Below are 26,094 nucleotides of genomic sequence, written 5' to 3'. Positions count from 1 at the left end.
GGCGGTTGTCACGATTCGGGTGTCAGTGGCGGGTGTCACTATTGGGCACATGGCGAACGACAGTGACGGCACGACCTCGGCGAACACCGGCGCCGACGTGGACTGGGACGCGCGGGCCGCCGGCTTCGACGAGGAGCCGGACCACGGTCTGCGCGATCCGGAGGTGCGCCGGGCCTGGGCCACTCGGCTGCGCTCCTGGCTGCCCGGGCGGGCCGGCGACGTCCTCGATCTCGGCTGCGGCACCGGCAGTCTGTCGCTCCTCGCGTCCGAGCAGGGGCACCGGGTGACGGGCGTGGATCTCTCCCCGGCGATGGTGACGCTCGCCCGGCAGAAGCTGGCCGGGCGTGACGCGGTGTTCCTCGTCGGTGACGCGGCGGCACCGCCGGTCGGGGAGCGGCGCTTCGATGCCGTGCTCGTCCGGCATGTCCTGTGGGCCCTGCCCGATCCCGGCCGCGCTCTGCGGCACTGGGCGGGGCTGCTGCGGACGGGAGGGCGGCTCGTGCTGGTGGAGGGCGTGTGGGGGACGGCCGAACCGGCCGGGATACCGGCGGAGCGTGTCACCGGCCTCCTCGCGCCGATCGCCGGGCAGGTGAGCGTGGAGCGGCTGTCCGGCGATCCGCTGCTGTGGGGCGGGGAGGTGACGGACGAGCGGTACGCGGTGGTGGCTGTGACGGGGTGAGCGGAGGGCTCAGGCCAGGAGTGCGGCGAAGTCGTCGCCTCGGGCCAGTGACTCCAGTTCGTCGAGCGCGGCGAGCGCGGCGGCTGCCGCCGCGGGGTCCGTCTCACCGAGGCCGCTGTCGGCGAACTCGTCCTCGTCCAGGCGTCGGACGTCCGTGCCGTCCGCGGAGACCCACAGGTCCAGGTCGAGGTCCTCCACGACCAGCTCCGGGCCGGAGCGCGAGGCGGGGCGGGTGATGTCGCAGTACCAGCCCTTCAGCGCGCCCGTGGCGGAGCGGACCTCCTTCACCGCGTACCAGCGGTCACGCCAGTAGTACTCCGTGAAGACGTCCCCGGGCTCGAAGCGGACGAAGCCGAAGTCGCGGACGCCGCTGCCCGCCCACGGGGCGCGGACCGCGACGCGGGTGCCGTCGTCCGTCAGGAGTTCACCGGTGTAGCGGATCTTCGTACGGCCCGCCTTGACGAGCACGACGTCCAGCTTCCCGGGCAGGTCAGCCGATTTCACGGACATGGCGCACTTCCTTCGCACAGATCTCGTAGCCGAACCACTTGTTGATGGCGATCATCGGTTCGTTTCCGATGTCGTTGCCGGTGAACGCCTCCGTGTAACCCGCGGCGCGGGCCCGGTGCAGGGAGTCGTTCTTGGCGAGCTTCGCCAGGCCCCGGCCGCGGAACGCCCGGGCGGTGCCGGTCATGGCGGTGCCGTAGCGGGTGCCGTCCGTGTGCGCCACGCTGAAGGCGGCCGGGCGGCCGTCGACGACCGCGACCGTGGTCAGCTCGCGGTTGAGGAGCGGGTGCTTCCAGTTCTCCTCCAGCCAGGCCTCGTAGTCCGTGAACTCGGCCTCGATGTCGCTCGGTTCGTCCGACGCCGTCTCGGCGTCCAGCTCGAACATCGGGCGCGGGTCGTCCGCGAAGTCGGCGGCCGTGCGCAGCTCGACGCCCGCCGGCGGGTCCTGGCGGGGTGGCAGCGTGCCGGCCAGATCCAGACGCATGAAGTAGGCGGAACGGCTCGACCGGAAGCCGTGCCGCTCGGCAAAGGCGACGTTGTCCGGCTCGTCCAGGACCCAGGCGAACAGTTTCCGGACGCCCAGCGAGGCCAGACGCTCCTCGGCAGTGCGCAGCAGGAGCGAACCGGCGCCGCGCTGCCTGCGGTCGGGGCGTACGTAGATGTTGGCGGAGCCCTGGCCGGGCTCCGGGCTCTCGTGGGCGACGCTGATCTGGGCCGTGCCGATGATCTCGCCGTCCTCCTCGGCGACGAGCTGCCCGAAGTGGGCGTCCGGGTGGGCGCGGGTCAGGGTGTGCACCACGGACTCGGGGGTGGACAGCATGTAGGGCAGGGCGAGACGGCGGGTATGGGAGAACCCCTCGGCGTCGGCTCGGACATCGGGTCGCAGGTCGCGCACGATCACGGTCATGGAGGCGCACGTTACGTGGGAGCGCAGCCTGGGGGCCTCCCATTTTCCGTCGGGTACGGGACAATCGGCCTGTGACCTTGAAGATCGACATCGACGACAGTGCTCCGCCGTACGAGCAGGTACGGGCGCGGATCTCCGAGCAGGCGCGGTCGGGGGAGCTGCCGGTGGGGTACCGGCTGCCGACCGTGCGGGGGCTGGCCGAGTCGCTGGGACTCGCCGCGAACACGGTCGCCAAGGCGTACCGGGCGCTGGAGGCGGACGGCGTGATCGAGACGCGGGGGCGCCACGGCACGTTCGTGGCCGCCGCCGGTTCGGCGGCGGACCGGGAGCTGGCGGCCGCCGCCCAGGCGTATGTCGAGCGGGCTCGAAGGCTCGGGCATGCGGAGGACGCGGCGCTTGCCGCGGTACGGGACGCCCTGCGGGCGGGTTACGGGGAGTAGGGCGTCGCTCAGCCGGCCCGCGTCAGACGCTCGGGTGTCCGGGTGATCTCCAGGCCCGCCGATCGCCCCGCCCGCGCGAACGACATCGCGTCCGCCACCGCCGCACCTCCCGGGTCGTTGTTGAAGTACGCGTAGACGTCCTCGCCCTCGGGCCAGGTCGTGGCGATGCGGTCGAGCCAGGTGGCGAGGGAGCGGCGGCCGTAGTGGGGCCAGGGATGCGCGCGGCCCTGGTGGAAACGGACGTAGCCCCAGTCGGTGGTGCGCCACAGCGGGGTCGCGGGGCGGGCCAGGACGTCGGCCCAGCACAGGGCCGCGTGCCGGGACTCGAGGACCGCGCGGACCTCCGGCGTCCACCAGGAGTCGTGGCGGGGCTCGACCGCGACCCGGGTCGAGGCGGGGAAGCAGGCGAGGCAGGCGTCCAGGAGGCCCGGGTCGGCGCGCAGGTTGGGCGGGAGCTGGAGCAGGACCGGGCCGAGGCGGTCGCCGAGGCCCGCCGCGTGGCTCATCAGGCGGTCGACCGGCTCCTCGGGGTCCTTGAGCCGTTTGATGTGGGTCAGATAGCGGCTCGCCTTCACCGCGACCACGAAGTCCGCGGGCACCCGACCGCGCCAGTCCTCGAAGGTCTCCCGGGCCGGCAGCCGGTAGAAGGCGTTGTTGATCTCGACGGTGGCGAAGTGCCCCGCGTACTCCTCCAGCCAGAGCCGCATCGGCAGCCCGGACGGGTACAGGACATCCCGCCAGTCCTTGTACTGCCACCCGGACGTGCCGACGAACAGGGTCATAGACCCATGAAAACACCGGCGCGCTCGGACCTCCTACAGATGACCTCCTACAGATGACCTCCTACAGATACAGCCCCGCGTCGGCGTCCCCGCGCGGCTCCGGCAGGGCCGTCGGGGACGTGCCCCGGCGCAGCGCGTACAACTCGGCCAGCGTCGCGCCCTCGCGGCCGATGCCGTCCTCGTGGCCGAGCCAGCTCACCGCCTCCCGGCGGGTCAGCGGACCCACCTCGATCCGGGCGAGGCAGCGGCCGGGCCGGACCACGGCGGGATGCAGGCGCTCCAGGTCCTCGTTGGTCGTGACCCCGACCAGGACGTTGCGGCCCTGTCCGAGCAGTCCGTCCGTCAGGTTCAGCAGCCGCGACAGCGCCTGGCCGGCCGTGTGCTTGGCCTCGCCGCGGATCAGCTCGTCGCAGTCCTCCAGGAGCAGCAGCCGCCAGCGGCCCTTGCCCGCCGAGTCCTCCTCGCCGATCGCGATGTCCATCAGATAGCCGACGTCACTGAAGAGCCGCTCGGGGTCCAGGACGCAGTCCACCTGGCACCAGTCCCGCCAGGAACGGGCGAGGGTGCGCAGCGCCGACGTCTTGCCGGTGCCCGGCGGGCCGTGCAGGAGGAGGAGCCGGCCCGAGATGTCCTCGGGGGTCGTCTTCATCAGGCGGTCCATCGCGTCCGCCACCGGTGCCGTGTAGTTGGGCCGCACCTCGTCCCAGGTTCCCGCCGCGATCTGGCGCGTGGTGCGGTGCGGGCCGCGGCGCGGGGAGACGTACCAGAAGCCCATCGTGACGTTCTCCGGCTGCGGTTCGGGTTCGTCCGCCGCGCCGTCCGTGGCCTGGTCGAGGACCTTCTTCGCCAGCTCCGCGCTGGTCGCCGTGACCGTGACGTCGGCGCCCCGGTTCCAGCGGGAGATCAGCAGCGTCCAGCCGTCGCCCTCCGCGAGCGTCGCGCTGCGGTCGTCGTCCCGGGCGACGCGCAGCACGCGGGCGCCGGACGGCATCAGCGTCGCCCCGGACCGTACGCGGTCGATGTTCACCGCGTGGGAGTACGGCTGCTCGCCCGTCGCGAAGCGGCCGAGGAACAGCGCGTCGACGACATCGGACGGAGAGTCGGAGTCGTCAACGTTGAGCCGGATCGGCAGCGCCTCGTGCGGGTTTCCAGACATGCCGCCATGATCCGGCACGAGGACGCCGCGTGCACCCGGTTTCCCGGTGCACGCGGCGTGTTCCCCAGGTGGAGGTCAGACCCCGAAGCGGGAGACCAGCCGGCGTGCCTGGCGTGTCCTGCGGACCACGGCGTACCCCTTGGTCAGGGCACGGTCCCTGGCGAACGTACGGGCGATCGCACGGCCCTCGACCACCCGCTCGAACTCGTCGGTGCCCGTGCTGCGGCGCACCGTCACGCGCCGCAGGGCGTACGGCCCCTGCACGCGGCGCGCGAGGCCGTTGCCGACGGCGAGTGCCTGGGCGTACCCCGTCTCGCGCACCGCCTGCCGGACCCGGCGGCTGGAGTAGCCGTAGGGATAGGCGAACGAGGCCGGTACGGTGCCCAGTTGGTCAGCGACGATCTCCTTGCAGTGGATCAGCTCGAACCGCAGCGTGGCGTCGGAGACCCGGTCGAGCTGTGGGTGGCTGTGGCTGTGCCCGCCGATCTCGACGCCCGCCGCCGCGAGCTCGCGGACCTGGTCCCAGTCCAGCATGGTGTCCAGGCCGCCGCCGGTGTCGTACGGCCCCCGGATCCACCCGGTCGAGACGAACAGGGTGGCCGGGAAGCCGTGCTTGGCGAGCACGGGCAGGGCGTGCCGGTGCACACCCTCGTAGCCGTCGTCGAACGTGATGAGGACCGGCCGCTCGGGCAGCGCGCGGCCGGAGCGCCAGCACGCCGCCAGCTCGGCGGTGGTGACGGGGCTGAGACCCCGGTCCGCGAGCACCGCCATCTGCTCGGCGAACGCGTCGGGGGTCACGGACAGGGCACGGGTCGCGTCGTTCGGATCGGTCGCGACCGCGTGGTACATGAGGATCGGTACGCGTACGTCACTCACGGACCCGCCCCTTCCAGCGCCGCTCCCTCGGCAGGCACGCGCGGAGCCGCGGCATCCGCCCCGGGGGCCGAGAGCTCGGGCACCGAGAACGTGGTCCCGCCCCGGCGGGCCCGCACGCCGCCCACCACGTATCCGCCCGCCGCCGTCAGCACCCCGGCGACGATCGCCCCCGCACGCCCGGCACCGCCCGGCCGGGCCAGCAGCGCGTCCCGCAGCCCCCGGGCCACTCCGGCCGGCAGGACCCGGGTGGCGTACCGGCGTTCGGACTCCAGTCCCTTGTCGGCGCCGACACTCCGGGCGACCAGGGCCTTGGACAGGCCCTCGGCGTACGTGCGCGTGCGGAAGTAGCGGAAGTGCTCGCGGGCCTCCGGCACCCGGTGGTGGATCACCGCCCGGTCGTCGATCAGCAGCACCGCGTCGGGCCGGGCCCGGCTGAGACGGATGCACAGTTCCGTCTCCTCGCAGCCCAGCGGGCGTTTGTCGCCGTCCCGGCCGATGCCGGTGGCGAAGCCGCCCGCCGCGTCGAAGGCGCTGCGGCGGAACGAGGCGTTGCCGCCGAGCACGTTGCGCACCCGGACCCGGCCGCGCGGCAGGCCCCGGTAGGTGCAGCCCACCACCCAGTCGAACTCCTCGGGGAACCAGGCGGGCCGCCGCCCCGACGCCCAGACGGGCTCCGTGCGCCCGCCGACCGCCATCACGCGCGGGTCGGCGTACGCCTCGGCGAAGTGCAGGAGCCAGTCGCGCTCGGCCACGGCGTCGTCGTCGAGGAAGGCGACGACCTCGCCGCGCGCGGCCGCGATCCCGGTGTTGCGGCCGGCGGACAGGCCGCGGGGGCCCGCGTTGGCGAGCACCCGCACCACAGCGCCGCCGGAGGGTTCCTTGTACTCCTTGGCCAGCCGCTCCCGGAGCGTCTCGTTGTGGTCGACGACCAGCAGTGTCTCCAGGGCGGGCCGTGACTGCGCCCGCACCGAGGAGACCGCCGCGAGGATGTCCTCCCAGCGGTCCTCGGTGTACGCGCAGATCACGACGGAGATGCCGGGACCGCTCAAGACACCTCTCCCCGCATGGCGTCAAGCATCGGCGACTGCGGTGAACGGCGGCGCAGGGCACGGCGGTTGGAGCGCTCCTGGAGGATCACCCGCAGCACGCGCAGCCCGTCCCGCACGGCCCGCAGATTACTGGTGCCGTGGATGCGCAGGTACTCGTGGCTCGGGATCTCCTGCACCTTGAGCCCGGCCTTGACGACCCGGATGTTCATCAGCGTCTCGACCTCGAAGCCGGTGCAGTCGAGGTCGATCTTGTCGAGGCAGTGCCGCCAGAACGCGTTGTAGCCGTAGCACAGGTCGGTGTAGCGGGCGCCGAACTTGCGGTTGACGACCGTGCACAGCGCCCAGTTGCCGAGCTTGCGGATGAAGGTCATGTCGTCCGTGCCGCCGCCGTTGGCGAAGCGGGAGCCCTTGGCGAAGTCCGCACCGGAGACCAGGGCGGAGACGTACGACACGATCTCGTTGCCGTCCGCCGAGCCGTCCGCGTCGACCATCACGATGATGTCGCCGGTGCACGCCTGGAACCCGGTGATCAGGGCGTCGCCCTTGCCCTTGCCGCGCTGCTCGACGACCTTGACGTCGGGCCACAGCTCGCGGGCCACCTGGACGGTGTCGTCGGTGGAGTTGCCGTCGACCAGGACCACTTCGTGGATCCAGTCGGGCAGGGTCTTGAAGACGTACGGAAGGTTGTCCGCCTCGTTCATGGCCGGGATGACCACGCTCACCGGCGGCGCTATGGCCAGGTGAGAGGAGACGGGCCGGTACTTCCCGGCGGTCGGCGGATGCTGGTCCGCCGCGGCCGGCTGCAGAACTGAGCTCATGAGTCTGGTCCCTCTCGTCCGGTGGACCGCCCCCCCAGGGCAGTCCGGATCCAATCCGGTTCGAAAGGGGGGTTCTCACCCGTGGCACGCCGAGATGGAGCTTCGGGCACGCCGGGTGAGCTGGCAAAGCTGGTCGACAGCGGAAAACGGCAGCCGACCGCGCGGCACGGCCCGGAGACAGCTGCGGTCACCGAGCACGGCACCCCCCTACCGCGCCCCGCGCCGGCCGTCGCGGTCCTTGAGCCCTCCCCTAGAGCCGCGTGCTGACGGACCGATGCGGGTGAGATGTATGACGGTATTGACGATTGAACCCGTATGGCAAGACCTGGAACGTCCTCTCACGTTTTTGTTGGTTTGGTCGTTGTGGGATGCGCTTCGTGGGTCGCAAGTTGAAAGGTTCCGGTGACGGAAACAACCGTTCCCCGGAGGCGGGTCGAGCCTCCGGGGAACGGTTGTTCAGGTGCTGGTGTCCGTGCTTGTGTCCGTGCCGGTTACGGCACGAGCTTCAGCAGCCGGTTCGGCGAGCCCGAACCCGCGCTGGTGACCTTGCCGGTGGTGGCGCCGCCGACCAGGGCCGAGGCGACCTGGGCCGGCGTGGAGGTGGTGTGGCCCGCCAGGTAGACCGCCGCCGCGCCCGCGACGTGCGGGGTCGCCATCGAGGTGCCGGAGATGGTGTTGGTCGCGGTGTCGCTGGTGTGCCAGCCGGCCGTGATGGAGGAGCCGGGCGCGAAGATGTCCAGGGCCGAGCCGTAGTTGGAGTAGCTCGCCTTGGCGTCGGTGCTGGTGGTGGCGCCGACCGTGATCGCCTCGGCGACCCGGGCCGGGGAGGACGAGGAGGCGGTGGTGCTGCTGTTGCCCGCGGCGACGGCGTAGGTGACGCCGCTGGCTATGGAGTTGCGGACCGCCGTGTCCAGTGCGGCGGAGGCGCCGCCGCCGAGGGACATGTTGGCCACCGACGGACCGGAGTGGTTCTTCGTCACCCAGTCGATGCCCGCGACCACACCGGCCGTGGTGCCGGAGCCGCTGTTGTTCAGCACGCGCACGCCCACGATTTTCGCCTTCTTGGCGACGCCGTAGGTCGAGCCCGCGATCGTGGTGGCCACATGGGTGCCGTGGCCGTTGCCGTCGGAGGCGTTGTTGTCGCCGTCGACGGCGTCGTAACCGTGCGCCGCACGGCCGCTGATCTGCTGGTGGGTGATGCGCACACCGGTGTCGATCACATAGACCGTCACGCCGCTGCCCGCGCTGTCCGGGTAGGTGTAGCTGCCGGAGAGCGGGAGCGAGGTCTGGTCGATGCGGTCCAGGCCCCAGGGGGCGTTGGTCTGGGTCGCGGAGAGCTGGACGCGCTGGTTCTGCTCGACCGAGGCCACCGCCGGGTCGGCGGCGAGGCGCCTGGCCTCGGTGGCGGAGAGGGTGGCGGAGTAGCCGTTCAGCGCCTTGCCGAACGTCTTCTGGACCGAGCCGCCGTACTCCTTGACGAGGCCCTTGCCCGCGGCCGAGGACGCCTTCAGGCCCGCGCTCTTCTTGAGCGTGACGATGTAGCTGTCCTTGATCGCGGCGGGGGAGTCCGCGGCGAGCACCCGGCCCTCGGCGGGAGCGGCGGCCTGGGCGGGGAGGGCGGTGAGCCCGCCCACGAGGGCGGCGGTCGCCGACAGGGTGATCGCGGCGAACCCGAGTCTCTTGCTACGCAGTTGTGCCATTACGAGGGAGTCCTCCTCTAGGCGGCGCGCGCCTGGGTGGGGCGCGCGTCATGTGGGGGTTGTGCGCGTGCTCGCGCACACGGCCGGGAGCGTCGCGTTCCGCTCGCGGCCGGAGTAAAGCGTCGACCATCTACCGGCGTAGAACAAGGAGTTGAGCGCTAGTCAACAAATCTGTCATGGGCACGTAACAAAGGGTGGTGGATGCGTAACAAGACGTGGGGTGAACGCGCCGCGTCCATCCCGGAAAGGGCCGAAAAGGCTTGGCATGGACACTTCCTGTCAACGCGCGTCACTGCTATGACGGTTGTGGCAGAGATCCTGCTATAGGAGGTTCCATGAGACGTTCCCGATTTGTCGTCCTCCTGAGCTCGCTCCTCCTCGCCGTCGGCACCGCCCTCACCGGGGCAGCCGCGGCGCAGGCCTCACCACTCGCCGCAACTGGCGGATATGTGGCGCTCGGAGACTCCTACTCCTCCGGAACCGGCGCCGGCAGCTACATCGCCTCCAGCGGCGAATGCAAGCGCAGCACGAAGGCCTACCCCTACCTCTGGGCCGCCGCCCACTCACCCTCGACGTTCAACTTCACGGCCTGCTCGGGTGCCCGAACGGGTGACGTCCTGGCCGGCCAGCTCGCCCCGCTCAGTGCCGCCACCGCCCTCGTCTCCCTCAGCATCGGGGGCAACGACGCCGGATTCGCCGACGTCATGACGACCTGTGTGACCCAGTCCGACAGCGCCTGCATCTCCCGCATCAACACCGCACGGGCGTACGTCGACTCCACGCTGCCCGGCAAGCTCGACAGCGTGTACTCGGCGATCCGCTCCAAGGCACCCAACGCCCACGTCGTCGTGCTCGGCTACCCCCGCTTCTACAAGCTCGGCGCCACCTGCCTCGGCCTCTCCGAGGCCAAGCGCAAGGCCATCAACGACGCCTCCGACCATCTCAACACCGCCATCGCCAAACGCGTCGCGAACCACGGCTTCACCTTCGGCGACGTACGCCCGACCTTCACCGGCCACGAGATCTGCTCCGGCGACTCCTGGCTGCACAGCCTCAACCTGCTCAACATCGGCGAGTCGTACCACCCGAAGGCCCTCGGCCAGTCGGGCGGTTACCTGCCCGTGCTCAACGCCAACGACTGACCGCTCAGCCGGAGTCCGTGTCGGACTCCGTGTCCGACTCCGTGTTCGACTCCGTGTCCGAAGGAGAAGGGGAGGCCCCGCCCGTCGGGGTCTCCGTCTCGCACGTGATCGAGAACGGCACCGACTCGGACGTCGTCCGTACCGGCTCCCGCACCTCGACACTGATCTCGTTCTCGAAGGTCCCGGTCTCCGCGTCCGTCGTCACGGTCACCGCGTCCTGCTTCGTACGGCCGTCGCCCTCCGGGAACGACAGGGTCTTCCAGCCACCGTCGAGCACCGAGCCGTCCTGCGTCACCCAGCGGTAGCGCACCTCGGCCGGCAGCCGCCCCACCGTGAACGTCGCCGTGAACCTCGGCGCCTGAGCGCTCGGCGGCGGACACGTGCCCGAGTAGTCCGTGCGCGTGCCGTCCAGGCCGACCCGCACCGACTGCGGCGGCGGACTGCTCTCCTCGCTCTCGCTCTCGCTCGGCGTCGGGGAAGGACTGGACTTCCCGCTCCCGGTGCTCTGCGGCGGATCCTTGGTCTCGGCGGGCGTACTGGCCCCGGCACCCCGGTCGCCGTTCCCGTCGCCGTCCCCGCCGTTCAGCAGCGCGTACGTCAGCCCGCCCACCGCGAGCGCCAGCGCGATCACGCCCGCGACCAGCACCCGGCCGGCCCGGCGGTCACGGTCCTGACGGGTGGCCGTCGTCGTCCCACCGGAACCGGACGCCGCCGCCTGCCCCGGGAAGGGCATCGGGGGCGTGGGTGAGGGCTCGGGGTGGCCCGCCACCGTCGGCGGATACGGCACCGCCCGTACGGTGTCCGCGCGCGGCGAGCCGCCCGCGCCGATGACCCGCAGGTCCTGCTCGGCCCGCCCGGCCGGCAGCCGCTGCGCGGGATCCTTGCGCAGCAGCCCCTCGATGACCGGGGCCAGCGGCCCGGCCCGGTACGGCGGCGGCAGCTCCTCGTCGACGATCGCGCGCAGCGTGCTCAGCGGGGTGTCGTGACGGAACGGGGAATGGCCCTCGACCGCAGCGTAGAGCAGCACACCGAGCGACCACAGGTCGGACTCCGGGCCCGGCGTGCGGCCGAGCGCCCGCTCCGGGGCGAGGAACTCGGGCGAGCCGATGACCTCCCCGGTCATGGTCAGCGCGGAGCTGCCCTCGACCATCGCGATCCCGAAGTCGGTGAGCACGATCCGGCCGTCGTTCGCGATCAGCACATTGGCCGGTTTCACGTCCCGGTGCAGCACCCCGGCCTCGTGCGCGGCCCGCAGCGCGGCCAGCACCTCGGCGCCGATGTGCGCGGCACGCTGGGGCGGCATCGGGCCCTCGGCGTCCAGGACCTCGGCCAGGGAGAGCCCGCGGACCAGTTCCATGACGATCCACGGCCGGCCGCCGTCCGTCGCCACGTCGTACACCGTGACCACGTTGCGGTTGGCGACCCGGGCCGCCGCCCACGCCTCCCGCTCCAGCCGGGCGTACATCCGCCGCACGTCGTCGCCCCCCAGCCCGGCCGGGGCGCGCACCTCCTTGACGGCGACCTCGCGGTGCAGCACCTCGTCGCGGGCGCGCCACACGGTCCCCATACCGCCCTCGCCGAGCGGTGCCAGGAGCCGGTAGCGGCCCGCGATCACACGCTCATGGCCCGGTTCTTCGGACACGGCGCCCCCATTCGCAGCCGGGCGAAATCTCCACGAGGTCTGTTTTCCCCATGAGGTCGGATTTCCTCACGAACGTAACTCAGCCCAGTGCGGATGCCGCCCCCTTGAACACCAGTCCGGCCCCGAGTACCAGCACGGCGAAGGCCGAGCCGAGTGGGGCGGTCCGGCGCACCAGGGCCGCCATCGGGCCCGCCGTCCAGCGGGGGCGCCGGTCCAGGAGCCGGGTCATTCCGCTGCCCGCCTTGACGACGGCGTATCCGGCGGCCGTGAGGGTGAGCGCGAGCCCGACGCCGTACGCGACGACCAGCAGCAGACCGAACCAGGCCTGACCGAGGGCCGCGGCACCGACGAGCACCACCACGGCGGACGGGCTGGGCACGAGCCCGCCCGCGAAGCCCATGAGGATCGTGCCGCGGAGGGTGGGGGCGACGGGGTGGGAGTGGGTGAACCCGCCGTGGGTGTGCTCGACCGTGTGGGGATGGGAGTGGGGGTGGGTGTGGTCGTGCGGGTGGTCGTGATCGTGCTCGTGGTGATCGTGGTCGTGATGGTGGTCGTGCGCGTGGCTGTGGCTCTCGTCGTCGTGTGTGTGGGTGTGGCCGCCATGGCCGTGGTGGTGGGTGTGCGCGCGGTTGCGCAGGGCACGGCGGACCAGGCTCGCGCCCGCCAGGGTCACCAGGATCCCGCTGGCCACGCCGAGCCAGGCGATCACCGAGGGGGCCGCCGCCGAACCGGCCGTCACCAGGAGGCCCAGGGCGACCACGCCCAGGGTGTGGGTGACCGTCACCGAGGCGGCCATGGGCAGGACGTCCTTCATCCGGGCCTGACCGCCCCGGGCCGCCGCCGTCGCGGCCATGATGGTCTTGCCGTGGCCCGGGGCGAGCGCGTGCATCGCGCCGAGGACGACGGCGATGAGCAGGGCCAGCGCGGCGAAGCCCGCGGTGAGGTCGTGCCGGGCGACCAGGTCGTCCAGGGCCCGCGTCCAGCGGTCGGCGCCGCGCGGCAGCACGGAGGCGGCGGGGGCGTCCGACTCCTCCTCGGCCAGGGCCGCACCGCCGGGGCGCACGCGCAGGGCGGCGGCCGCGGTGTCGGCCGGGGAGGAGAGCAACTCCTCGGGGTAGTGGGTCAGTTCGGCCGATATCGACTTCTCCGGTACGTCCGACCCGGTGAGCGTCATACGGTCGCCCCGAGCCGTGATCTCCCGCCAGCCCGGGCCGGAGGAGGCGCCCGCGCCACGGAAGGCGAGCGACACGGTCTCCTTGTCCGACGGGAGGGGAGCGGTCAGTTCGCATTCCACGCGGAGGGTGTCGAGCCCCGCCTGTCCGGGCCGCACGCGCGCGTGGCTGCGCCCGGTGGTGAGCCGGGTGCCGCGTCCGTCGACGGTGACCTCGCTGTCCGCGGCGGCCGCGGCGCACCGCTCGCGGGCCCACAGGGTGATGCCCAGCCGCTCGATGTCCGGTCCCGCCTGGGTCGCCGGGATCTCGGCGAGGTCCTCGACGTGGTGGACCCGGAGTTCGCCGGGGGCGGCGACCAGACCGTCGTAGCGGTTGACGGTGAAGTTGCCCAGAGGGTGGGCGCTCGCCGCGCCGGCGGGGAGCAGGGTGAGCGCGCAGGCGGCCGTGAGGACGGCGGCACCGGACGCGAACAGTCGGCGCAGGGTCACCGGGTCCCCTCCAGGTCCTTGAGCGCGGTACGGGCCTCGCGGGCGCCGAGCGGCGAGAAGCCGGGGTTCAGGTCGAGCGCGGCCTTCAGATGGTCGCGGGACTCGCGCTCGTCTCCGGTGGCGCGTTCGATCATCCCGCGGTGGTAGAGGAAACCGGCGTTGCGGTAGCCGGTGGCGGTGGCGCGGCGGGCGTACGGCAGGGCTTCCTCGTCGCGGCCGTTGACGTGCAGGGCCCAGGCGAGGGCGTCGGCGGTGTGCACGCTGTGCCGGCGGTTCCACTCGGCGCGGGCGGCGCGCAGGGCCTCCTTCTTGTCGCCGTGGTCGGCGGCGGCCATGGCCGAGTCGAGGTCGGCGTTGACACCGCCCGCGCGGGCGAGGGACGTCCAGGCGTCGACGAGGGCGTACTGGTCGCCGGCCTTCGCCCGGTCGCCGTCGGCGCCGCGGTCGTCGTACAGCTCGCCGAGGGCGACGAGCGGGCCGGGCAGCGGGAAGCGGGCGACAACCTGCTCCAGTCCCTCGACGGCGGCCGCGCGGTCGCCGTTCGCGGCCTGGGCGCGGGCGCGGCCCTCCAGGGCGGGGAGGTAGTCCTCGTCGGCGGCGAGGGCGCGGGCGTAGTGGTCGAGAGCCGTCTTGTACTCGCCCTGGTTCCAGGCGAGTTGCCCGAGGGCGGTGGCGACGTACGCGATGTCGGCGGGCGAGTCGGCGGATTCCAGGGCGCGCTCCAGCACGTCACGCGCCGTACGGACGTCGCCGCGCAGCTCCTTCACGTACGCGTACCGCGTGAAGACGGGCACCCCGGGCCGCCTGTCGTCGGCCGTGCGGGCGGCCTCGGCGGCGTCCTCGTACCGGCCGAGTTCGACGAGGGCGTCGATACGGGTGCACAGGGCGCGTTCGTTGTAGGGGTTCTGCTTCAGGGCCCGGTCGGCGTCCTTCAGCGCGCCGGTGAAGTCGTGCCGGGCGGCGGCGAGGGCGGCACGGCCGGCGAGAGCCTGGTCGTTACCGGGGTCCAGCTCCAGGGACCGCTTCAGCGCGCGCTCGGCCTGCGGATACCGCGAGGGGTCGCCTTTCGTCCGGGCCTGTTCGACGTAGGCGATCCCGAGGGTGGCCCAGCTGCCGAAGTCCCTGGGCTGGGCGCGAAGATGCTTCTGCAGGGACCCGATCCCCGAGTCGAGATCCCCCCGGGCCAGTACGCCGGGCGCCAGCGCCCCACCCGCGGACACGGCCTCGACACCGGCCCCCGCGCGACCGTCCCTCACACCCCCGAAGGCGACCGCCCCGCCGGTCAGCGCGACAGCCAACAGCGCGGCGCAGCCGGCCAGATGAGCAGCCCGCCAACGGCGCCCTCGGTCAGCGGCCCGCCGCATCGCGGCCACGCGCGGCTCGACACCGGCGCCGGTCTCGCAGGGAGCCTGGGGACGGGAGACGCTTTCGGCGTCGGCGGCGTTCTCCTCGTTCTCGGGGGGAGAGCTGGGGCTGCCGTGCCCGTGCTCTGCCCCGTCGGATGAGTGCGGGCGCGCCCCGTCGTCCGCCTCGGCGGCCGCGTCCCCGCCCGGCCCCGCTTCCGCCCCGGCACCGTCGGAGTCCAGGCCGGCTCGCTCCGGACCCCGCCCCGTCGAGCTCTCTCCGTCGGACTCCTGGTCCGGGCGCGGGTGGTCGTCGTCGCGCCTCTCCGGTGCGCTGTCCGTCGTACGCGGAGGCATGGCCTCTCCTCAGTCGGCTGTGCGGGTGCGGTGGGGGTGAGACAGAGGCGCGGCCCGTGCCGTGGGGGACGGGAAACGGGCCGCGCCGGTCGGTGGGAGCGGAGCGGGTCAGTACGCCCGGTTCCGCATGCGGCGCCACCACATGAGGGCTGCTCCGACCAGGACGATTCCGCCCGCCCCGGCCCCGGCGGACGCGGCGATCAGACGCATGTCGTCCGAGCCCTGAGCGTTGGCCGGCTGGAGCGCGTCGCCGAGCTGGCTGCGGACGTCGTTGCCGCCCTCCACGCCCTTGGCGAGCGGCCCGCGCGACCCCTCCGTCGGCAGGGCGACGTACGGGAAGGCCTTCTCGAAGTCCTTGTCGTTCTTGTCGACCGCGTCACCCAGGTCGTTCTTCGCGCCCAGCAGCTCACCCTCGACGACCTGGAGCGAGGCGTCGATCACGTCGTCCGTCAGCCGCCGCCCGTTCGGGAAGCCCGCGTTGTCGCCGTCCAGGACACCCAGCCGCTTGGGCTTCGCGGCCGGCTTGATGGACGTGTTGAGACGCAGCTGCTCCGACGGCGTCACGTGCGGCGGCTGGTTGAGGTCCTTGACGCCCTTCAGGAACACGTCGACCAGGTCGTTGCGCGGCTCGTCGGGCGCCGGGATCTTGTAGATCGCCTCGATGAGCTTGGGCAACTCCGGGTTGGTGACGTTCTCCAGGAACTGTGCGTCGTCCCGCGGCGCGGAAGCGTTGAACTTGTCCTTGTCCTTCAGCGGGTTGACGACCTCGTTGACCAGCGGGTTGCCGAGGCGCGAGACCTGCGCGAAGTAGCCCTGGGCGTTCTTGCGCTGCGTCGTCGACCAGATGCCGACGACCGGCTGCTCGTGCGACTCGGTGATGAAGCTGTTGGGGACCTGCAGGGCGATCGAGTTGACGTTGTAGCCCTTGAGGGTGTCGTTGCCGACCTCGGAGAGGTTCCCGCCGTACAGCAGGTCGAAGACCCTGAGGTCCAGGAAGAACGGGTCGTCGGCCTGCCCGGCGAACGTCTGGGCGCCGCCGGCGAGTTTGTGGACCGCCTGCTTGCGCAGGGTGTTGTAGTCAGGCATCGACGCCTTGCCGACGTTCGACGGCGCAACCGGCACGTCGTCGGCGACCTTGGTCTTCGACACGGCCTTCAGCTTCCGCAGCTTGATCAGCTCGAGGTCGTACGTCTGCGTGATGTTGAGGTCGGGGTCGTCGAGGCTCTCGACCGGGCCCGTGTTGTAGAGGAACGTCTTGTCGTTCTTCGTGTGCGTCTTGAACGTGTACCGGAAGAGCAGGTCTTCCTGCGCGTCGCCGTTGCTGTCGATGCGCAGGTCGTACTGGGCGTCCTCGGCGAACGTGAAGAAGTTGGGCCCGCCGGCCGGTTCCTCGAAGGGGATCCAGTTCGCGACGATGGTCGTCGTGTCCGGCTTGTCCGGGCTGACGAACGCGTACACGTCGGTGTTGTCGAACTGCGGGGTCCCCGAGATCAGCGGGGCCTCGCGGTGGCTGGAGGCGGAGGCCGCCTCAGGTTCCAGCGCGGTCACACCGGCGGCTGCGAGCCCGCCGGCGGCCAGCGCGCCACAGATCACGGTCGCGATGCTCGTGCGTCCCGCACCGGTCCTGGAGATAGGTGTCATGCCGTCCGTCCTCCGTGCCAACTTGCCTGACACACGCCATTCGGAGCGGTCGGCGAAGCGGATTGGTCGAATCTCAAACGTTCTTACGGCGCGTCGGGGAAGTTGTTTCATCGCCGGGCGACCCGCGTTTTCGGCGCGCTGATCCGTAACCCCATCCGGAGGTGTGTGCGTTGCGAATGCCTCGTGTGAGGGGACAGGCCCGATGTGGCCTGGGAGAGGGGGACCGAGTGGAGGCGGACGAGCTGCTGCTGCTCGTGGCGGGTGGGGACCACAATGCCTTCGAGGAGTTGTACGGGCTGGTGTCCGGCCCGGTGTTCGGGCTCGTACGGCGAGTGGTGCGCGACCCCGCCCAGTCGGAGGAGGTGGCTCAGGAGGTGCTGCTCGAACTGTGGCGCTCGGCAGCGAAGTTCGACCCGGGCCGGGGCAGCGCGATGTCGTGGATCCTCACCCTCGCCCACCGCCGTGCCGTCGACCGGGTGCGCAGCGCCCGCGCGGCCGGCGAGCGTGAGCAGCGGGAGGCCTGGCGCGCCCACCACCCGGCCTTCGACCAGGTCACCGAGGAGGTCGAGGCGGGACTCGAACGCGAGTGGGTACGCGTCTGCCTGGACCGCCTCACGGAACTCCAGCGGCAGTCCGTCACCCTCGCCTACTACGAGGGCTACACCTACCGTGAAGTGGCCGAGCGGCTCTCCCTGCCGCTGGGCACCGTCAAGACCCGGATGCGCGACGGGCTGACCCGGATGCGCGAGTGCCTGGGAGGCGTGGCATGAGTCTCTTCCGCCGCGAGGACCCGCACTCGCTCGCCGCGCCCTACGCGCTCGACGCCCTGGAACCCCCGGAGCGGGTCCGCTTCGAGAAGCACCTGAGGGACTGCGGCCGCTGCGCCGCCGAGGTGCGCGCCCTGTCCGAGGACGCCGTCCGGCTCGCCTGGTCCACGGCCGCCCCGCCCCCCGCCGCCCTGCGCGACCGGGTCATGGCCGCCGTACGGACGACTCCGCAGGAACCGGCGCCGCAGAACGCGGCGCGTGAGCCGGTACGCGTGCGAGCGCCGCAGCTGCCGCCGCACGTGTGGGGCACCCAGCCGCCGCCGCGGCAGCGGGAGCGGCGCCGGATCCCGCTGTTCGTGCCCTTCGCCACGGCCACCGCCGCCGCGGCCCTCGTCGTCGCCTCGCTGTTCGCGGTGCAGGCGAACCGGACCCAGGACCAGCTGACCGCCGAGCGGGACCGGTCACGTGAGATCGCCCACGTTCTCGCGGCTCCCGACGCCCGTGCGAGCAGCGGCCGGGACGGGCGGGGCAGAACAATCGGAGTGATCGCTTCCGCAACGGAGGGGAGCGCGGTGGTCACCCTCGGCGGATACGGTGCCCCGCCGGGCGGCCGAGTGCACCAGTTGTGGCTCATGCGCCCGGGCGCGCAACCACGCTCCCTGGGCCTCTTCGAGGGCGACACGCCCCTGGTCGCGACGGATCTCGGCACCTCCGCGACGTCACTGGCCGTAACCGTCGAGCCCGACGGCGGATCGCCGCAGCCCACCACCCAGCCAATCGTCCAACTCGCCCTGAAATCTGTTGGATTCGGAGAGTAATTGGGCATACATCGTCAACCCCCTTGTGGGGAAGGTGAATCCTGTGACCGCGATACACGAGTGCCCGGCCGGGGCGATAGGGTTAACCTGCCCGGGCCGGGTGGACTCGTACGGGTGGGGAGTGACATGGAACAGATAACAGTGCGCAGCAGGGCGAGGGTCCCTGCGATCACCTGCGGGAGCAGCGCGACCAGTTCGCGCCTCGACCGCCACCTCTCGGTGCTGGGTGGTCCTGCCGTCCCGCAGCGGGAGACGGTCGAGGCGACCTCGCTGATGCGTGAACTGACCGCGCGTCAACCGCAGGACCGCAGTGGCAGGGGAGCACGCGTGCGCCGCGTCTCGCTCTTCGCGCCGCTGCGTAGGCTGCGCCGCTCGCTGTTCGGCGGCAGGTAGGGGCCCGCGCTCGGGCGGTCACACCACCCCTGGCGTAACGCTGCGCACTCGTCGTCCGTCATCCCCACGGCACGCAGCGGCGCCAGGTGTGTACCCGAGCGCGGTCCCCCCCCAGTCGGTGCCTCATCCCCGCCCGGCAGTGACCGGGGGCGTCGTCCGGCTTCGGTCTTCCGGCCGCCCCTTCACCGCTCCCCGTGCGCGTACTGACGCACGGCCAGCGGCACGAACATCCCCAGCAGCACGGCGCACCACATGAGTGACCCCGCGACGGGGTGGGCCACCGGCCAGGCCGCCCCCTCGGGCACGGGCGCGTTGCCGAAGAGGTCCCGCAGGGCCGTCGCCACCGCGCTGATCGGATTCCACTCGGCGACCGTCCGCAGCCACCCCGGCAGCCCGCTGGTCGGGATGTACGCACTGGACAGCAGTGGCAGCAGGAACGTCGCCCCGCCCAGCTGACCGGCCGCCTCCTCGTTCCGGGTGAGCAGGCCGAGGTAGATCCCGGCCCACGTGCACGCGAAGCGGAAGAGCAGCAACAGCCCGACGGCTCCCGCCGCTTCGAGCACGCCGCCCTCGACCCGCCAGCCCACGGCGAGTCCGACCAGCAGGAACGGCACCGTCCCGGCGGCCGTGACCACCACGTCCGCGGCCGCCTGCCCCAGCGGTACGGCGGCCCGGCTCATCGGCAGCGTACGGAAGCGGTCCGTCACGCCCCGGTGGGTGTCCTGGGCCGCCTGGAACATGCCGGTCATGATCCCGCCCGCGGCGGTCGCCACCAGCAGACCCGGCACGAGGAACGACCGGTACGCCTCGCCCGGCATCGCCAGCGCGCTGCCGAAGACGTAGCCGAAGAACAGCAGCATGCTGACCGGCATCGTCTGGGTGAGGATCAGCAGACCCGGGTTGTTCCGCATCCGCAGCAGCTGGCGGCCCAGCATCGCGGTCCCGTCGTACGCCAGCATGCTCATGCGGCACGCTCCTTTTCGCCGGTCGTGGTCGTGGTGTCCGTGAGGCGCAGGAAGACGTCGTCGAGGGTCGGTGGCCGCAGGCTCACGTCGAGCAGCGGCACGCCCGCCGAGTCCAGCGTGCGAACGAGCAGGGGAAGGGTGAGCGTCGGGTCCTTGGCGATCGCGCCGACGGCGTTCCGCTCGTGGTCGAAGGACGGCTGCGCGCCCGTGAGCTGGTCGAGGACCGCCGCCGCCTTCGCCAGCGCGTCCGCGTCCGTCACGACGACCTCGGCGTGCGCCCCGACGAGCGCCTTGAGCTGCGCCGGCGACCCGGTGTGCGCGACCCGGCCCCGGTCCACCAGGGCGATGTCGTCGGCGAGCTGGTCGGCCTCTTCCAGGTACTGGGTGGTGAGGAGCACGGTCGTGCCCTCGGCGGTCAGGTCGCGCACCGCGTCCCAGATGAGGTTGCGGCTGGACGGGTCGAGGCCGGTCGTCGGCTCGTCCAGGAACAGCACCTCGGGGCGGCGGATCAGGCTCGCCGCCAGGTCCAGCCGACGCCGCATGCCGCCGGAGTAGGTGGAGGCGGGCCGGTCGGCGGCCTCGGCCAGCCCGAAGCGGTCGAGGAGTTCGGTGGTCCGGCCGGCGGGACCGCGCACCCGGTGCAGCCGGCCGAAGAGCAGCAGGTTCTGACGTCCGGTGAGGTCCCCGTCGATCGACGTGTCCTGCCCGGTGACACCGATCCGGCTCCGTACGGCGGCGGCCTCCCGGGCGAGATCGTGCCCGGCGACCCGCGCGGAGCCCGCGTCCGGCCGCAGCAGCGTGGTCAGCAGCCGTACGGCCGTGGTCTTGCCCGCCCCGTTCGGCCCGAGGACCCCGCACACCGTCCCCTCGGCCACCGCGAGATCCAGCCCGCGCAGTGCGTGGACCTTCCCGAACCGTTTCTCCAGACCGTCACTAAGTACAGCGTACGTAGAAGTCATGGCATGACCATAGCGCACTACGTACGCTGTACGTAACTAGGATGGTGGCCGAGGTGATGATCGATGGCGGGCCGAGCTGCCGTACCCGAAGTGATCTGGGCGCGCCCCGAGCGCACCGGACGTGGGCCGAAACCGGCGTTCACCCGCGCCGACATCGCGGCGGCGGCGGTGCGGATCGCCGACGCGGAGGGGCTGGACGCGGTGTCGATGCGGCATGTCGCGGCGGAACTGGGCTGCGGCACCATGTCGCTGTACAACTACGTCCCCCGCAAGGAGGACCTGCACGAGCTGATGGTGGACGCCGTCGGTGCCGAGCACGAGCTGTTCGAGCCCACGGGCGACTGGCGCGCCGACATGCTCCGCAACGCGGAGGAGACGCGGGCCATCATGTACCGCCACACCTGGGTGCCGCGCCTGATGTCGGGGATGTTCGGCTTCAGCCCCAACACCCTGCGCTACCTGGAGCACTGCCTGGCCTGCCTCGAACCGCTCGACGCTCCGGCCGGTACGAAGACGGAGCTGATCGCACTGCTCAACGGGGTCGTGACGACGTACACCGCGAACGACATCGCGACCGTCGAGCGAACCCGCTCCATGCCGTGGTCCGAGGAGGAGGAGAACGCGGTCCGGATGGCCTATCTGGGCAGCCAGGTGGCCACCGGCGCGTATCCGCGACTGGCCGCGGCCTTCAAGGAGCAGAGCGGGCCCGTCGATCTGGAAGCAGTGTTCAGGCGGGCCCTCGAACGCGTACTGGACGCCTACGACCCCGACCTGCGCTAGAGCAGCGCGAGCTGTCCCTGCGGGCCCTCCTCGGGGCCGTCCAGCACCGAGGCCGGGCGGCGGGCCGACGCCGGCACCGGGAGGACCCCGGCCTCGCGCAGCTCGGCCGTCGTGATCGGGTCGGGGGCCGCCGGCTCCTCAAGCGGGCGCAGTTCGGCCAGCAGGGCCAGGACCGTGACCAGTTCCAGCAGCTCCGACGTCCAGGCCTGGGGCCACGTGGCCGGGCGGATCGCGGCGAGTGTGCCCGGCTCGGCCTCGGTGACACGCGCCGTGAACCACTGCTCCAGCACGCGCACCCCGCCCACCTCGAAGTCCCAGGCCTCCGGCGGCACCGGGGAGATGCGGCCCTCGTCCAGCAGGAGAGCCTCCTCGTCCCTGTCGTAGTGCAGGGTCAGGGGGCGGGAGGGCAGCGGGGCGCGGACGTAGGGGCGGCGGCCGCCGGGGAGCTTGGGGCGTTCGCCGTCGCGGCGCATCAGCCACAGCAGCCGGTGGCCCAGCTCCAGGCCTCGCGCCCAGGCGTCGGCGTCCCCGGTGAGCGGGACGGAGAGGTCCGGGCGGGCCGTCGCCGTGAGCCAGGCCAGCACGTCCAGGGGCGTGGGGGCGCTGCCCAGGCGGGCGCTCAGATACTCCAGCAGGCCGGGGGCCAGGTTGGGTTCCCGCCCGCCGGGTCGCCGGAACAGCGGGCGGACACGGCCGGGCCGGAGCAGCGGGAGCAGTGAGGTGACGAGCAGGCGCGGGGCGAGCGCCTCGGGCATCTCCAGCACGAAGACCTGCCGTTCGTCCGCCACCCGCCACAGCTCCGGGCGCGCCGCGTCGATCAGCCGCTGGTCGGGGATCAGCCACTGCTCGTCGAAGGGGGCGTACAGCACGCGCACCGGCTCCGGGCACGGCCCCGAGGCGCGAGCCAGCTTCTCCGTGCCGCTGCCGGCCTGACCGGGCAACTGGCCGACCGCCGTGTGCGGCGTGCGCGAGCGGGTCGGCTCGAACAGGCTCTCGCGGTCGGGTCCCTCGGCCTTCATCAGAGCGTCCCAGCGGGCCTTCAGGGACGCCGCGTCGGGGCCCGCCGGCCACCCCCGGCCGAGCCGCGGCGGTGCGACGGACCACGGCATGAGGTCCGCCAGCAGCGGAGCGTCGTCGTGCGTCACGCAGGGCATCGTACGGTGTGGCTCCGACACGCCGGTCAGGTAGCGTCCAGGGTCACCGTGAAGGAGAAGCGGTCCCCCCGGTACTGGATGACGGCCACGTCCAGAGGCCGCCCGCCGGCGTCGTACGTGATGCCCGTGTAGTGCAGGATCGGGCTGAGCAGCGGCACTTGGAGCAGTTTCGCGGTCTCCGGGTCGGCCAGGCGGGCCTCCACCGTGTCCGTGATACGGCTGATGTCCGCTCCGGCGACGTCCCGCAGCACCTTGGTCATGGGCCAGCGGACCAGGTCGTCCAGGTCCATGCGCGCGGCCAGTTCGGGGCGCACGTAGTTGCGGGCGTGGTTGGTCGGCTCACCGGTCTTCTCGTCGCCGCGCAGCCGGTGGTACGTCGCCACCTCGGGCAGATCCGGGAAGAACTCGGCGAGTTCGGCCGGCACCGGGGCGGTGCCGTGGTCCAGCAGCTCGGTCGTCATGCCGGACTGCTGGGCCACGATCGCGTCCACCGAGCCGAGCAGGCGGACCGGGGAACCCCGGCGCGCGTGCGGCTCGATGAACGTGCCGCGCCGCCGGTGGCGCGAGATGAGCCCCTCGTCCTCCAGCTCCTTCAGCGCCTGCCGCATGGTCAGCACGCTCACGCCGTAGTGCCCGGCCAGCTGCTCCTCGGTGGGCAGGCGCAGCGGGTCCTGGGGTGAGCGGCCGAGGATCGAGGCGCGCAGCGACTGCGACACCTGATACCAGAGCGGCAGCTTGCGGTTCAGGACGATCGAGTCCGGAGCGAAGGAGGTCACGGGCCATCCGTACCGGTCGGGGCTGTTCAGTGCAAGGGACGGAAGTGCCGCTCCAGGCCCTGCCAGACGTCGTCGTAGCGCTGCTGGAGGTGTTCGGCACGGGCCGCTTGCGATGTGAGGGTGAGCGGCCAGCGCGTCTCGAACATGAACGCCAGGCCGTCGTCGATCTTCTGGGGCCTCAGCTCGGCGGCGCTCGCCCGGTCGAAGGTCTCCCGGTCCGGGCCGTGCGCCGACATCATGTTGTGCAGCGAGCCGCCGCCCGGCACGAAGCCCCCCTTTCCGGCCGCCTTCGCGTCGTACGCGCCCTCGATGAGGCCCATGTACTCCGTCATCACGTTCCGGTGGAAGTACGGCGGCCGGAAGGTGTCCTCGCCCACGAGCCAGCGTGGTGCGAACACCACGAAGTCGACACCCGCCAGGCCCGGAGTGTCCGACGGAGACGTCAGCACCGTGAAGATCGACGGGTCCGGGTGGTCGTACGTGATGGTGCCGAGCACATTGAAACGGCGAAGGTCGTAGATGTACGGCACATGGTTGCCGTGCCAGGCGACGACATCGAGCGGGGAGTGGTCGTACGTGGCTGTCCACAGGTTGCCGCAGAACTTGTTCACCACCTCCACCGGGCCCTCGACGTCCTCGTACGCGGCGACCGGGGCGCGGAAGTCCCGGGCGTTGGCGAGGCCGTTCGCGCCGATCGGGCCCAGGTCGGGGAGGCGGAAGGGCGCCCCGTAGTTCTCGCACACATAACCGCGGGCTGACCCGTCCAGGAGCTCCACACGGAAGCGGACCCCACGCGGAATGAGCGCCACATGGCCCGGCTCCACATGGAGCGGACCGAACTCCGTCCGCAGCAGCAGCCCGCCGCGCTCCGGGACGATCAGTAGCTCGCCGTCGGCATCGCTGAACACCCGGTCCATCGAGGCGTTGGCGGCGTAGAGGTGGACGGCGATGCCGGTGCGCTGGGTGGCGTCACCGTTGCCGCCCAGGGTCCACAGGCCGGCCAGGAAGTCGGTCTCCGGCGCCGGGTCGGGGAGGGGGTTCCAGCGCAGGCGGTTGGGGTCGGGCACGGTCTGGGTGAAGGGTGCGGTACGGATCGAGCCGTTGTGCGTGCGGGTGAACGCCGGGTGCGCGGCCGACGGGCGGATCCGGTACAGCCACGAGCGGCGGTTGTGGGCCCGGGGCTCGGTGAAGGCCGTACCGCTCAGCTGTTCCGCGTACAGCCCGAGCGGCGCCCGCTGGGGCGAGTTGCGGCCCTCCGGCAGTGCGCCCGGGACGGCCTCGGAGCTGTGCTCGTTGCCGAAGCCGGAGAGATAGGTCAGCCCTTCGGCGGTTTTCCGCGCTCCCTCACGCTCGAACCCGCTCGCGCGGGAGGTACCCCCATCGCCCATGATCGCTGCTCCCTTGCGGTCCGATTCCTATGTGACACCGTAGGATTGCGATTTCCGCGGCGCAAGAGGGACACGCCGACCTGTGGGACCTCCTCTCGGCGGAGGAGGGGAACCCGACTCCAGGACGATCCGCCGGCCCGGACGCGTGTTCTACGCTCCCCGGCATGTCGTGGACACGCAGATCTCTGGCCGTGCTCGCGGTCTGTGTCCTCCTGACCGGATCCGCGGGCTGTGGCTCCGGTGATGGGCAGGAGAACGGGGCGTCGCCCGCACCGGTGGGCAGCCTCCTGGAGGACCGGGACGCGGAAGGGCGTCCCCTCCGTGACGTGGAGCGGCGGGACGCCCCCGACGTCGGCATCGAGGTGCAGCCCGACGCGGCCGGCGGCTGGGAGGTGCGTCTTACCGTGCGGAACTTCCGCTTCTCACCTTCCGGTGTGGCGGCCCGGGTGGTGGCCGGGCAAGGTGTCGCGCGGCTCTATGTGGACGGCCGCCCGGTCGCCCGGCTCCGCGCCGCGGAGCACCGTCTCGCCGACCGCCTCGTACCGCGCGGCACGCACCAGGTCACGGCCCGCCTCTGCGCCGACGACGGCACGGTGTGGGCGGTGGACGGCGCACCCGTGGAGAGCACGGCCGACATCACCGCGTCGGAGCCCGGCCCCCACCCCACGCCGAGCGCGGACGCCCGGCGGCAAGCGCGGCCGCATGCGGCGGACATCCGGTCCCGGACCGGGGGGCGAGGTTCACCGGACCGCGCCGGACAGGCATCATGAAGCCCGTGCCCCACGCGACATCGCTCCGTCGTGCGCCCGTGCAGCGGCGCAGCGCCGAACGCCTGACCAGGATCCTCGACTCCTGCGCCGACCTCCTCGACGAGGTCGGCTACGACGCCCTGAGCACCCGTGCCGTCGCCCAGCGGGCCGGAGTCCCCATCGGCTCGGTCTACCGCTTCTTCGGCAACAAGCGCCAGATGGTCGACGCGCTGGCCCAGCGCAACCTCGATCGCTACTCGGAGCGGGTCACCCGGCGCCTGCGGGAGGCGGGTGACGGGGGCTGGCGCGAGGCCATGGACGCCGTCCTCGGCGAGTACCTGGAGATGAAGCGCACCGCGCCCGGCTTCTCCCTCGTCGACTTCGGCAACCAGATCCCGGTCGGCGCCCGACAGGCCGAACCCAACCACCGCGTCGCCGACCGCCTCACCGAGCTCCTCTCCGGCTATCTCGACCGTGAGCCCGACGAGGAGCTGCGCCGGGTCTTCCTCATCGCCGTGGAGACCGCCGACACCCTCGTGCACCTGGCGTTCCGGGTCGCGCCGGAAGGGGACCAGAAGATCATCGAGGAGATGCGGGAGATGCTGCGGGCGTATCTGGCCCGGGTGCTCGACTGACCTCACCGCGG

At 72.1% G+C, this 26,094-nt stretch carries 26 protein-coding genes; 9 read left to right on the top strand and 17 right to left on the bottom strand.

Going from position 1 to position 26,094, the window contains the following annotated elements; all coding sequences use genetic code 11:
* Positions 1-49: 49 nt before the first annotated feature.
* Entirely contained in the window at positions 50-679 is a 630-nt protein-coding gene (locus ACZ6TU_RS21555; RefSeq protein ID WP_467675785.1) for a class I SAM-dependent methyltransferase, read from the top strand.
* 9 nt (positions 680-688) lie between these two features.
* Here ACZ6TU_RS21555 and ACZ6TU_RS21550 read toward each other — a convergent pair whose 3' ends face one another.
* The gene (locus ACZ6TU_RS21550; protein WP_467675783.1) at positions 689-1,189 is read right to left on the bottom strand and encodes a ribonuclease FAU-1 family protein; all 501 of its coding nucleotides are present in this window, start codon (positions 1,187-1,189) and stop codon (positions 689-691) included.
* Positions 1,170-2,093 (bottom strand): GNAT family N-acetyltransferase, encoded by a 924-nt coding sequence (locus ACZ6TU_RS21545; RefSeq protein WP_467675781.1) that lies wholly within the window; start codon positions 2,091-2,093, stop codon positions 1,170-1,172. Before ACZ6TU_RS21545 ends, ACZ6TU_RS21550 begins: the two co-directional genes overlap by 20 nt.
* A 71-nt stretch (positions 2,094-2,164) precedes the next feature.
* Here ACZ6TU_RS21545 and ACZ6TU_RS21540 point away from each other — a divergent pair, with 71 nt between their 5' ends.
* On the top strand, positions 2,165-2,533 hold the full coding sequence (locus ACZ6TU_RS21540; protein ID WP_467675779.1) for a GntR family transcriptional regulator: 369 nt from the start codon (positions 2,165-2,167) through the stop codon (positions 2,531-2,533).
* A gap of 8 nt (positions 2,534-2,541) precedes the next feature.
* Here ACZ6TU_RS21540 and ACZ6TU_RS21535 read toward each other — a convergent pair whose 3' ends face one another.
* From ACZ6TU_RS21535 to ACZ6TU_RS21510, 6 genes are all read right to left on the bottom strand, one after another.
* Complete coding sequence (locus ACZ6TU_RS21535) at positions 2,542-3,315, bottom strand: DUF72 domain-containing protein (protein ID WP_467675777.1); 774 nt, start codon at positions 3,313-3,315, stop codon at positions 2,542-2,544.
* A gap of 61 nt (positions 3,316-3,376) precedes the next feature.
* A complete protein-coding gene (locus ACZ6TU_RS21530; protein WP_467675775.1) occupies positions 3,377-4,471 on the bottom strand; it encodes a DUF5925 domain-containing protein in 1,095 nt (364 codons plus the stop codon).
* A gap of 75 nt (positions 4,472-4,546) precedes the next feature.
* On the bottom strand, positions 4,547-5,347 hold the full coding sequence (locus ACZ6TU_RS21525) for a polysaccharide deacetylase family protein (RefSeq protein WP_467675773.1): 801 nt from the start codon (positions 5,345-5,347) through the stop codon (positions 4,547-4,549).
* A complete protein-coding gene (locus ACZ6TU_RS21520; protein WP_467675772.1) occupies positions 5,344-6,396 on the bottom strand; it encodes a glycosyltransferase family 2 protein in 1,053 nt (350 codons plus the stop codon). Before ACZ6TU_RS21520 ends, ACZ6TU_RS21525 begins: the two co-directional genes overlap by 4 nt.
* Positions 6,393-7,214, bottom strand: a complete 822-nt coding sequence (locus ACZ6TU_RS21515) for a glycosyltransferase family 2 protein (protein ID WP_467675770.1) — start codon at positions 7,212-7,214, stop codon at positions 6,393-6,395. The genes ACZ6TU_RS21520 and ACZ6TU_RS21515 overlap by 4 nt, the downstream gene beginning before the upstream one ends.
* A 491-nt stretch (positions 7,215-7,705) precedes the next feature.
* Complete coding sequence (locus ACZ6TU_RS21510) at positions 7,706-8,914, bottom strand: S8 family peptidase (RefSeq protein WP_467675768.1); 1,209 nt, start codon at positions 8,912-8,914, stop codon at positions 7,706-7,708.
* A 335-nt stretch (positions 8,915-9,249) separates the two neighbouring features.
* Between ACZ6TU_RS21510 and ACZ6TU_RS21505 the strand changes: the two genes are divergently transcribed.
* Positions 9,250-10,056, top strand: coding sequence for an SGNH/GDSL hydrolase family protein (locus ACZ6TU_RS21505; RefSeq protein WP_467675766.1), 807 nt, complete (start codon positions 9,250-9,252; stop codon positions 10,054-10,056).
* A 4-nt stretch (positions 10,057-10,060) separates the two neighbouring features.
* On the opposite strand, the gene ACZ6TU_RS21500 is transcribed toward ACZ6TU_RS21505, so the two are convergent.
* The 4 genes from ACZ6TU_RS21500 to ACZ6TU_RS21485 all read right to left on the bottom strand — a co-directional run bounded on the left by ACZ6TU_RS21500 (position 10,061) and on the right by ACZ6TU_RS21485 (position 16,699).
* Positions 10,061-11,698, bottom strand: a complete 1,638-nt coding sequence (locus ACZ6TU_RS21500) for a serine/threonine-protein kinase (RefSeq protein WP_469550269.1) — start codon at positions 11,696-11,698, stop codon at positions 10,061-10,063.
* A 79-nt stretch (positions 11,699-11,777) separates the two neighbouring features.
* Positions 11,778-13,358, bottom strand: a complete 1,581-nt coding sequence (locus ACZ6TU_RS21495) for a HoxN/HupN/NixA family nickel/cobalt transporter (RefSeq protein ID WP_467675763.1) — start codon at positions 13,356-13,358, stop codon at positions 11,778-11,780.
* Entirely contained in the window at positions 13,355-15,058 is a 1,704-nt protein-coding gene (locus ACZ6TU_RS21490; protein WP_469550264.1) for a tetratricopeptide repeat protein, read from the bottom strand. Before ACZ6TU_RS21490 ends, ACZ6TU_RS21495 begins: the two co-directional genes overlap by 4 nt.
* Positions 15,059-15,166: 108 nt before the next feature.
* A complete protein-coding gene (locus ACZ6TU_RS21485) occupies positions 15,167-16,699 on the bottom strand; it encodes a DUF4331 domain-containing protein (RefSeq protein ID WP_467675759.1) in 1,533 nt (510 codons plus the stop codon).
* Between the two features lie 227 nt (positions 16,700-16,926).
* Between ACZ6TU_RS21485 and ACZ6TU_RS21480 the strand changes: the two genes are divergently transcribed.
* The 3 genes from ACZ6TU_RS21480 to ACZ6TU_RS21470 all read left to right on the top strand — a co-directional run bounded on the left by ACZ6TU_RS21480 (position 16,927) and on the right by ACZ6TU_RS21470 (position 18,677).
* Positions 16,927-17,469: a sigma-70 family RNA polymerase sigma factor gene (locus tag ACZ6TU_RS21480; RefSeq protein ID WP_467675757.1), complete on the top strand. Its 543-nt coding sequence runs from the start codon at positions 16,927-16,929 to the stop codon at positions 17,467-17,469.
* Positions 17,466-18,284: an anti-sigma factor gene (locus tag ACZ6TU_RS21475; RefSeq protein ID WP_467675755.1), complete on the top strand. Its 819-nt coding sequence runs from the start codon at positions 17,466-17,468 to the stop codon at positions 18,282-18,284. The genes ACZ6TU_RS21480 and ACZ6TU_RS21475 overlap by 4 nt, the downstream gene beginning before the upstream one ends.
* 126 nt (positions 18,285-18,410) lie before the next feature.
* Positions 18,411-18,677, top strand: coding sequence for a hypothetical protein (locus ACZ6TU_RS21470; protein WP_059422390.1), 267 nt, complete (start codon positions 18,411-18,413; stop codon positions 18,675-18,677).
* Positions 18,678-18,859: 182 nt separating this feature from the next.
* Here ACZ6TU_RS21470 and ACZ6TU_RS21465 read toward each other — a convergent pair whose 3' ends face one another.
* Positions 18,860-19,642, bottom strand: coding sequence for an ABC transporter permease (locus tag ACZ6TU_RS21465; RefSeq protein ID WP_467675753.1), 783 nt, complete (start codon positions 19,640-19,642; stop codon positions 18,860-18,862).
* Positions 19,639-20,601 carry an ATP-binding cassette domain-containing protein gene (locus ACZ6TU_RS21460; protein ID WP_467675751.1) on the bottom strand — a complete coding sequence of 321 codons (963 nt, stop codon included), beginning with the start codon at positions 20,599-20,601 and terminating at the stop codon, positions 19,639-19,641. The genes ACZ6TU_RS21465 and ACZ6TU_RS21460 overlap by 4 nt, the downstream gene beginning before the upstream one ends.
* 63 nt (positions 20,602-20,664) lie before the next feature.
* On the opposite strand from ACZ6TU_RS21460, the gene ACZ6TU_RS21455 reads away from it, so the two are divergent.
* Positions 20,665-21,381 (top strand): TetR/AcrR family transcriptional regulator, encoded by a 717-nt coding sequence (locus ACZ6TU_RS21455; protein ID WP_467675749.1) that lies wholly within the window; start codon positions 20,665-20,667, stop codon positions 21,379-21,381.
* Here ACZ6TU_RS21455 and ACZ6TU_RS21450 read toward each other — a convergent pair.
* The 3 genes from ACZ6TU_RS21450 to hmgA are packed head-to-tail and all read right to left on the bottom strand — an operon-like array spanning position 21,378 to position 24,699.
* Positions 21,378-22,535 (bottom strand): type ISP restriction/modification enzyme, encoded by a 1,158-nt coding sequence (locus ACZ6TU_RS21450; protein ID WP_469550411.1) that lies wholly within the window; start codon positions 22,533-22,535, stop codon positions 21,378-21,380. The genes ACZ6TU_RS21455 and ACZ6TU_RS21450 overlap by 4 nt on opposite strands.
* Positions 22,536-22,561: 26 nt before the next feature.
* Positions 22,562-23,311, bottom strand: coding sequence for a GntR family transcriptional regulator (locus ACZ6TU_RS21445; RefSeq protein WP_467675747.1), 750 nt, complete (start codon positions 23,309-23,311; stop codon positions 22,562-22,564).
* Between the two features lie 26 nt (positions 23,312-23,337).
* The gene (gene hmgA, locus ACZ6TU_RS21440; RefSeq protein ID WP_469550260.1) at positions 23,338-24,699 is read right to left on the bottom strand and encodes a homogentisate 1,2-dioxygenase; all 1,362 of its coding nucleotides are present in this window, start codon (positions 24,697-24,699) and stop codon (positions 23,338-23,340) included.
* A gap of 164 nt (positions 24,700-24,863) precedes the next feature.
* Here hmgA and ACZ6TU_RS21435 point away from each other — a divergent pair, with 164 nt between their 5' ends.
* Both ACZ6TU_RS21435 and ACZ6TU_RS21430 read left to right on the top strand, forming a co-directional pair.
* The gene (locus ACZ6TU_RS21435) at positions 24,864-25,469 is read left to right on the top strand and encodes a hypothetical protein (protein ID WP_469550258.1); all 606 of its coding nucleotides are present in this window, start codon (positions 24,864-24,866) and stop codon (positions 25,467-25,469) included.
* Positions 25,466-26,083 carry a TetR/AcrR family transcriptional regulator gene (locus ACZ6TU_RS21430; protein ID WP_467675741.1) on the top strand — a complete coding sequence of 206 codons (618 nt, stop codon included), beginning with the start codon at positions 25,466-25,468 and terminating at the stop codon, positions 26,081-26,083. Before ACZ6TU_RS21435 ends, ACZ6TU_RS21430 begins: the two co-directional genes overlap by 4 nt.
* Positions 26,084-26,094 lie beyond the last annotated feature (11 nt).

This window comes from Streptomyces sp. NPDC052064, from assembly GCF_055585925.1.
The sequence above is the reverse complement of the archived record's forward strand: the minus strand, read 5'-3'. Positions and strand labels throughout refer to the sequence as shown.

Excerpts from the sequence above, each read along its gene's own strand:
- ACZ6TU_RS21555 (WP_467675785.1), top strand. The coding sequence starts at position 50 with ATGGCGAACGACAGTGACGGCACGACCTCGGCGAACACCGGCGCCGAC.
- ACZ6TU_RS21550 (WP_467675783.1), bottom strand. The coding sequence starts at position 1,189 with ATGTCCGTGAAATCGGCTGACCTGCCCGGGAAGCTGGACGTCGTGCTC.
- ACZ6TU_RS21545 (WP_467675781.1), bottom strand. The coding sequence starts at position 2,093 with ATGACCGTGATCGTGCGCGACCTGCGACCCGATGTCCGAGCCGACGCC.
- ACZ6TU_RS21535 (WP_467675777.1), bottom strand. The coding sequence starts at position 3,315 with ATGACCCTGTTCGTCGGCACGTCCGGGTGGCAGTACAAGGACTGGCGG.
- ACZ6TU_RS21530 (WP_467675775.1), bottom strand. The coding sequence starts at position 4,471 with ATGTCTGGAAACCCGCACGAGGCGCTGCCGATCCGGCTCAACGTTGAC.
- ACZ6TU_RS21515 (WP_467675770.1), bottom strand. The coding sequence starts at position 7,214 with ATGAGCTCAGTTCTGCAGCCGGCCGCGGCGGACCAGCATCCGCCGACC.
- ACZ6TU_RS21510 (WP_467675768.1), bottom strand. The coding sequence starts at position 8,914 with ATGGCACAACTGCGTAGCAAGAGACTCGGGTTCGCCGCGATCACCCTG.
- ACZ6TU_RS21505 (WP_467675766.1), top strand. The coding sequence starts at position 9,250 with ATGAGACGTTCCCGATTTGTCGTCCTCCTGAGCTCGCTCCTCCTCGCC.
- ACZ6TU_RS21490 (WP_469550264.1), bottom strand. The coding sequence starts at position 15,058 with ATGCCTCCGCGTACGACGGACAGCGCACCGGAGAGGCGCGACGACGAC.
- ACZ6TU_RS21485 (WP_467675759.1), bottom strand. The coding sequence starts at position 16,699 with ATGACACCTATCTCCAGGACCGGTGCGGGACGCACGAGCATCGCGACC.
- ACZ6TU_RS21475 (WP_467675755.1), top strand. The coding sequence starts at position 17,466 with ATGAGTCTCTTCCGCCGCGAGGACCCGCACTCGCTCGCCGCGCCCTAC.
- ACZ6TU_RS21470 (WP_059422390.1), top strand. The coding sequence starts at position 18,411 with ATGGAACAGATAACAGTGCGCAGCAGGGCGAGGGTCCCTGCGATCACC.
- ACZ6TU_RS21465 (WP_467675753.1), bottom strand. The coding sequence starts at position 19,642 with ATGAGCATGCTGGCGTACGACGGGACCGCGATGCTGGGCCGCCAGCTG.
- ACZ6TU_RS21460 (WP_467675751.1), bottom strand. The coding sequence starts at position 20,601 with ATGACTTCTACGTACGCTGTACTTAGTGACGGTCTGGAGAAACGGTTC.
- ACZ6TU_RS21455 (WP_467675749.1), top strand. The coding sequence starts at position 20,665 with ATGGCGGGCCGAGCTGCCGTACCCGAAGTGATCTGGGCGCGCCCCGAG.
- ACZ6TU_RS21450 (WP_469550411.1), bottom strand. The coding sequence starts at position 22,535 with ATGCCCTGCGTGACGCACGACGACGCTCCGCTGCTGGCGGACCTCATG.
- hmgA (WP_469550260.1), bottom strand. The coding sequence starts at position 24,699 with ATGGGCGATGGGGGTACCTCCCGCGCGAGCGGGTTCGAGCGTGAGGGA.
- ACZ6TU_RS21435 (WP_469550258.1), top strand. The coding sequence starts at position 24,864 with ATGTCGTGGACACGCAGATCTCTGGCCGTGCTCGCGGTCTGTGTCCTC.
- ACZ6TU_RS21430 (WP_467675741.1), top strand. The coding sequence starts at position 25,466 with ATGAAGCCCGTGCCCCACGCGACATCGCTCCGTCGTGCGCCCGTGCAG.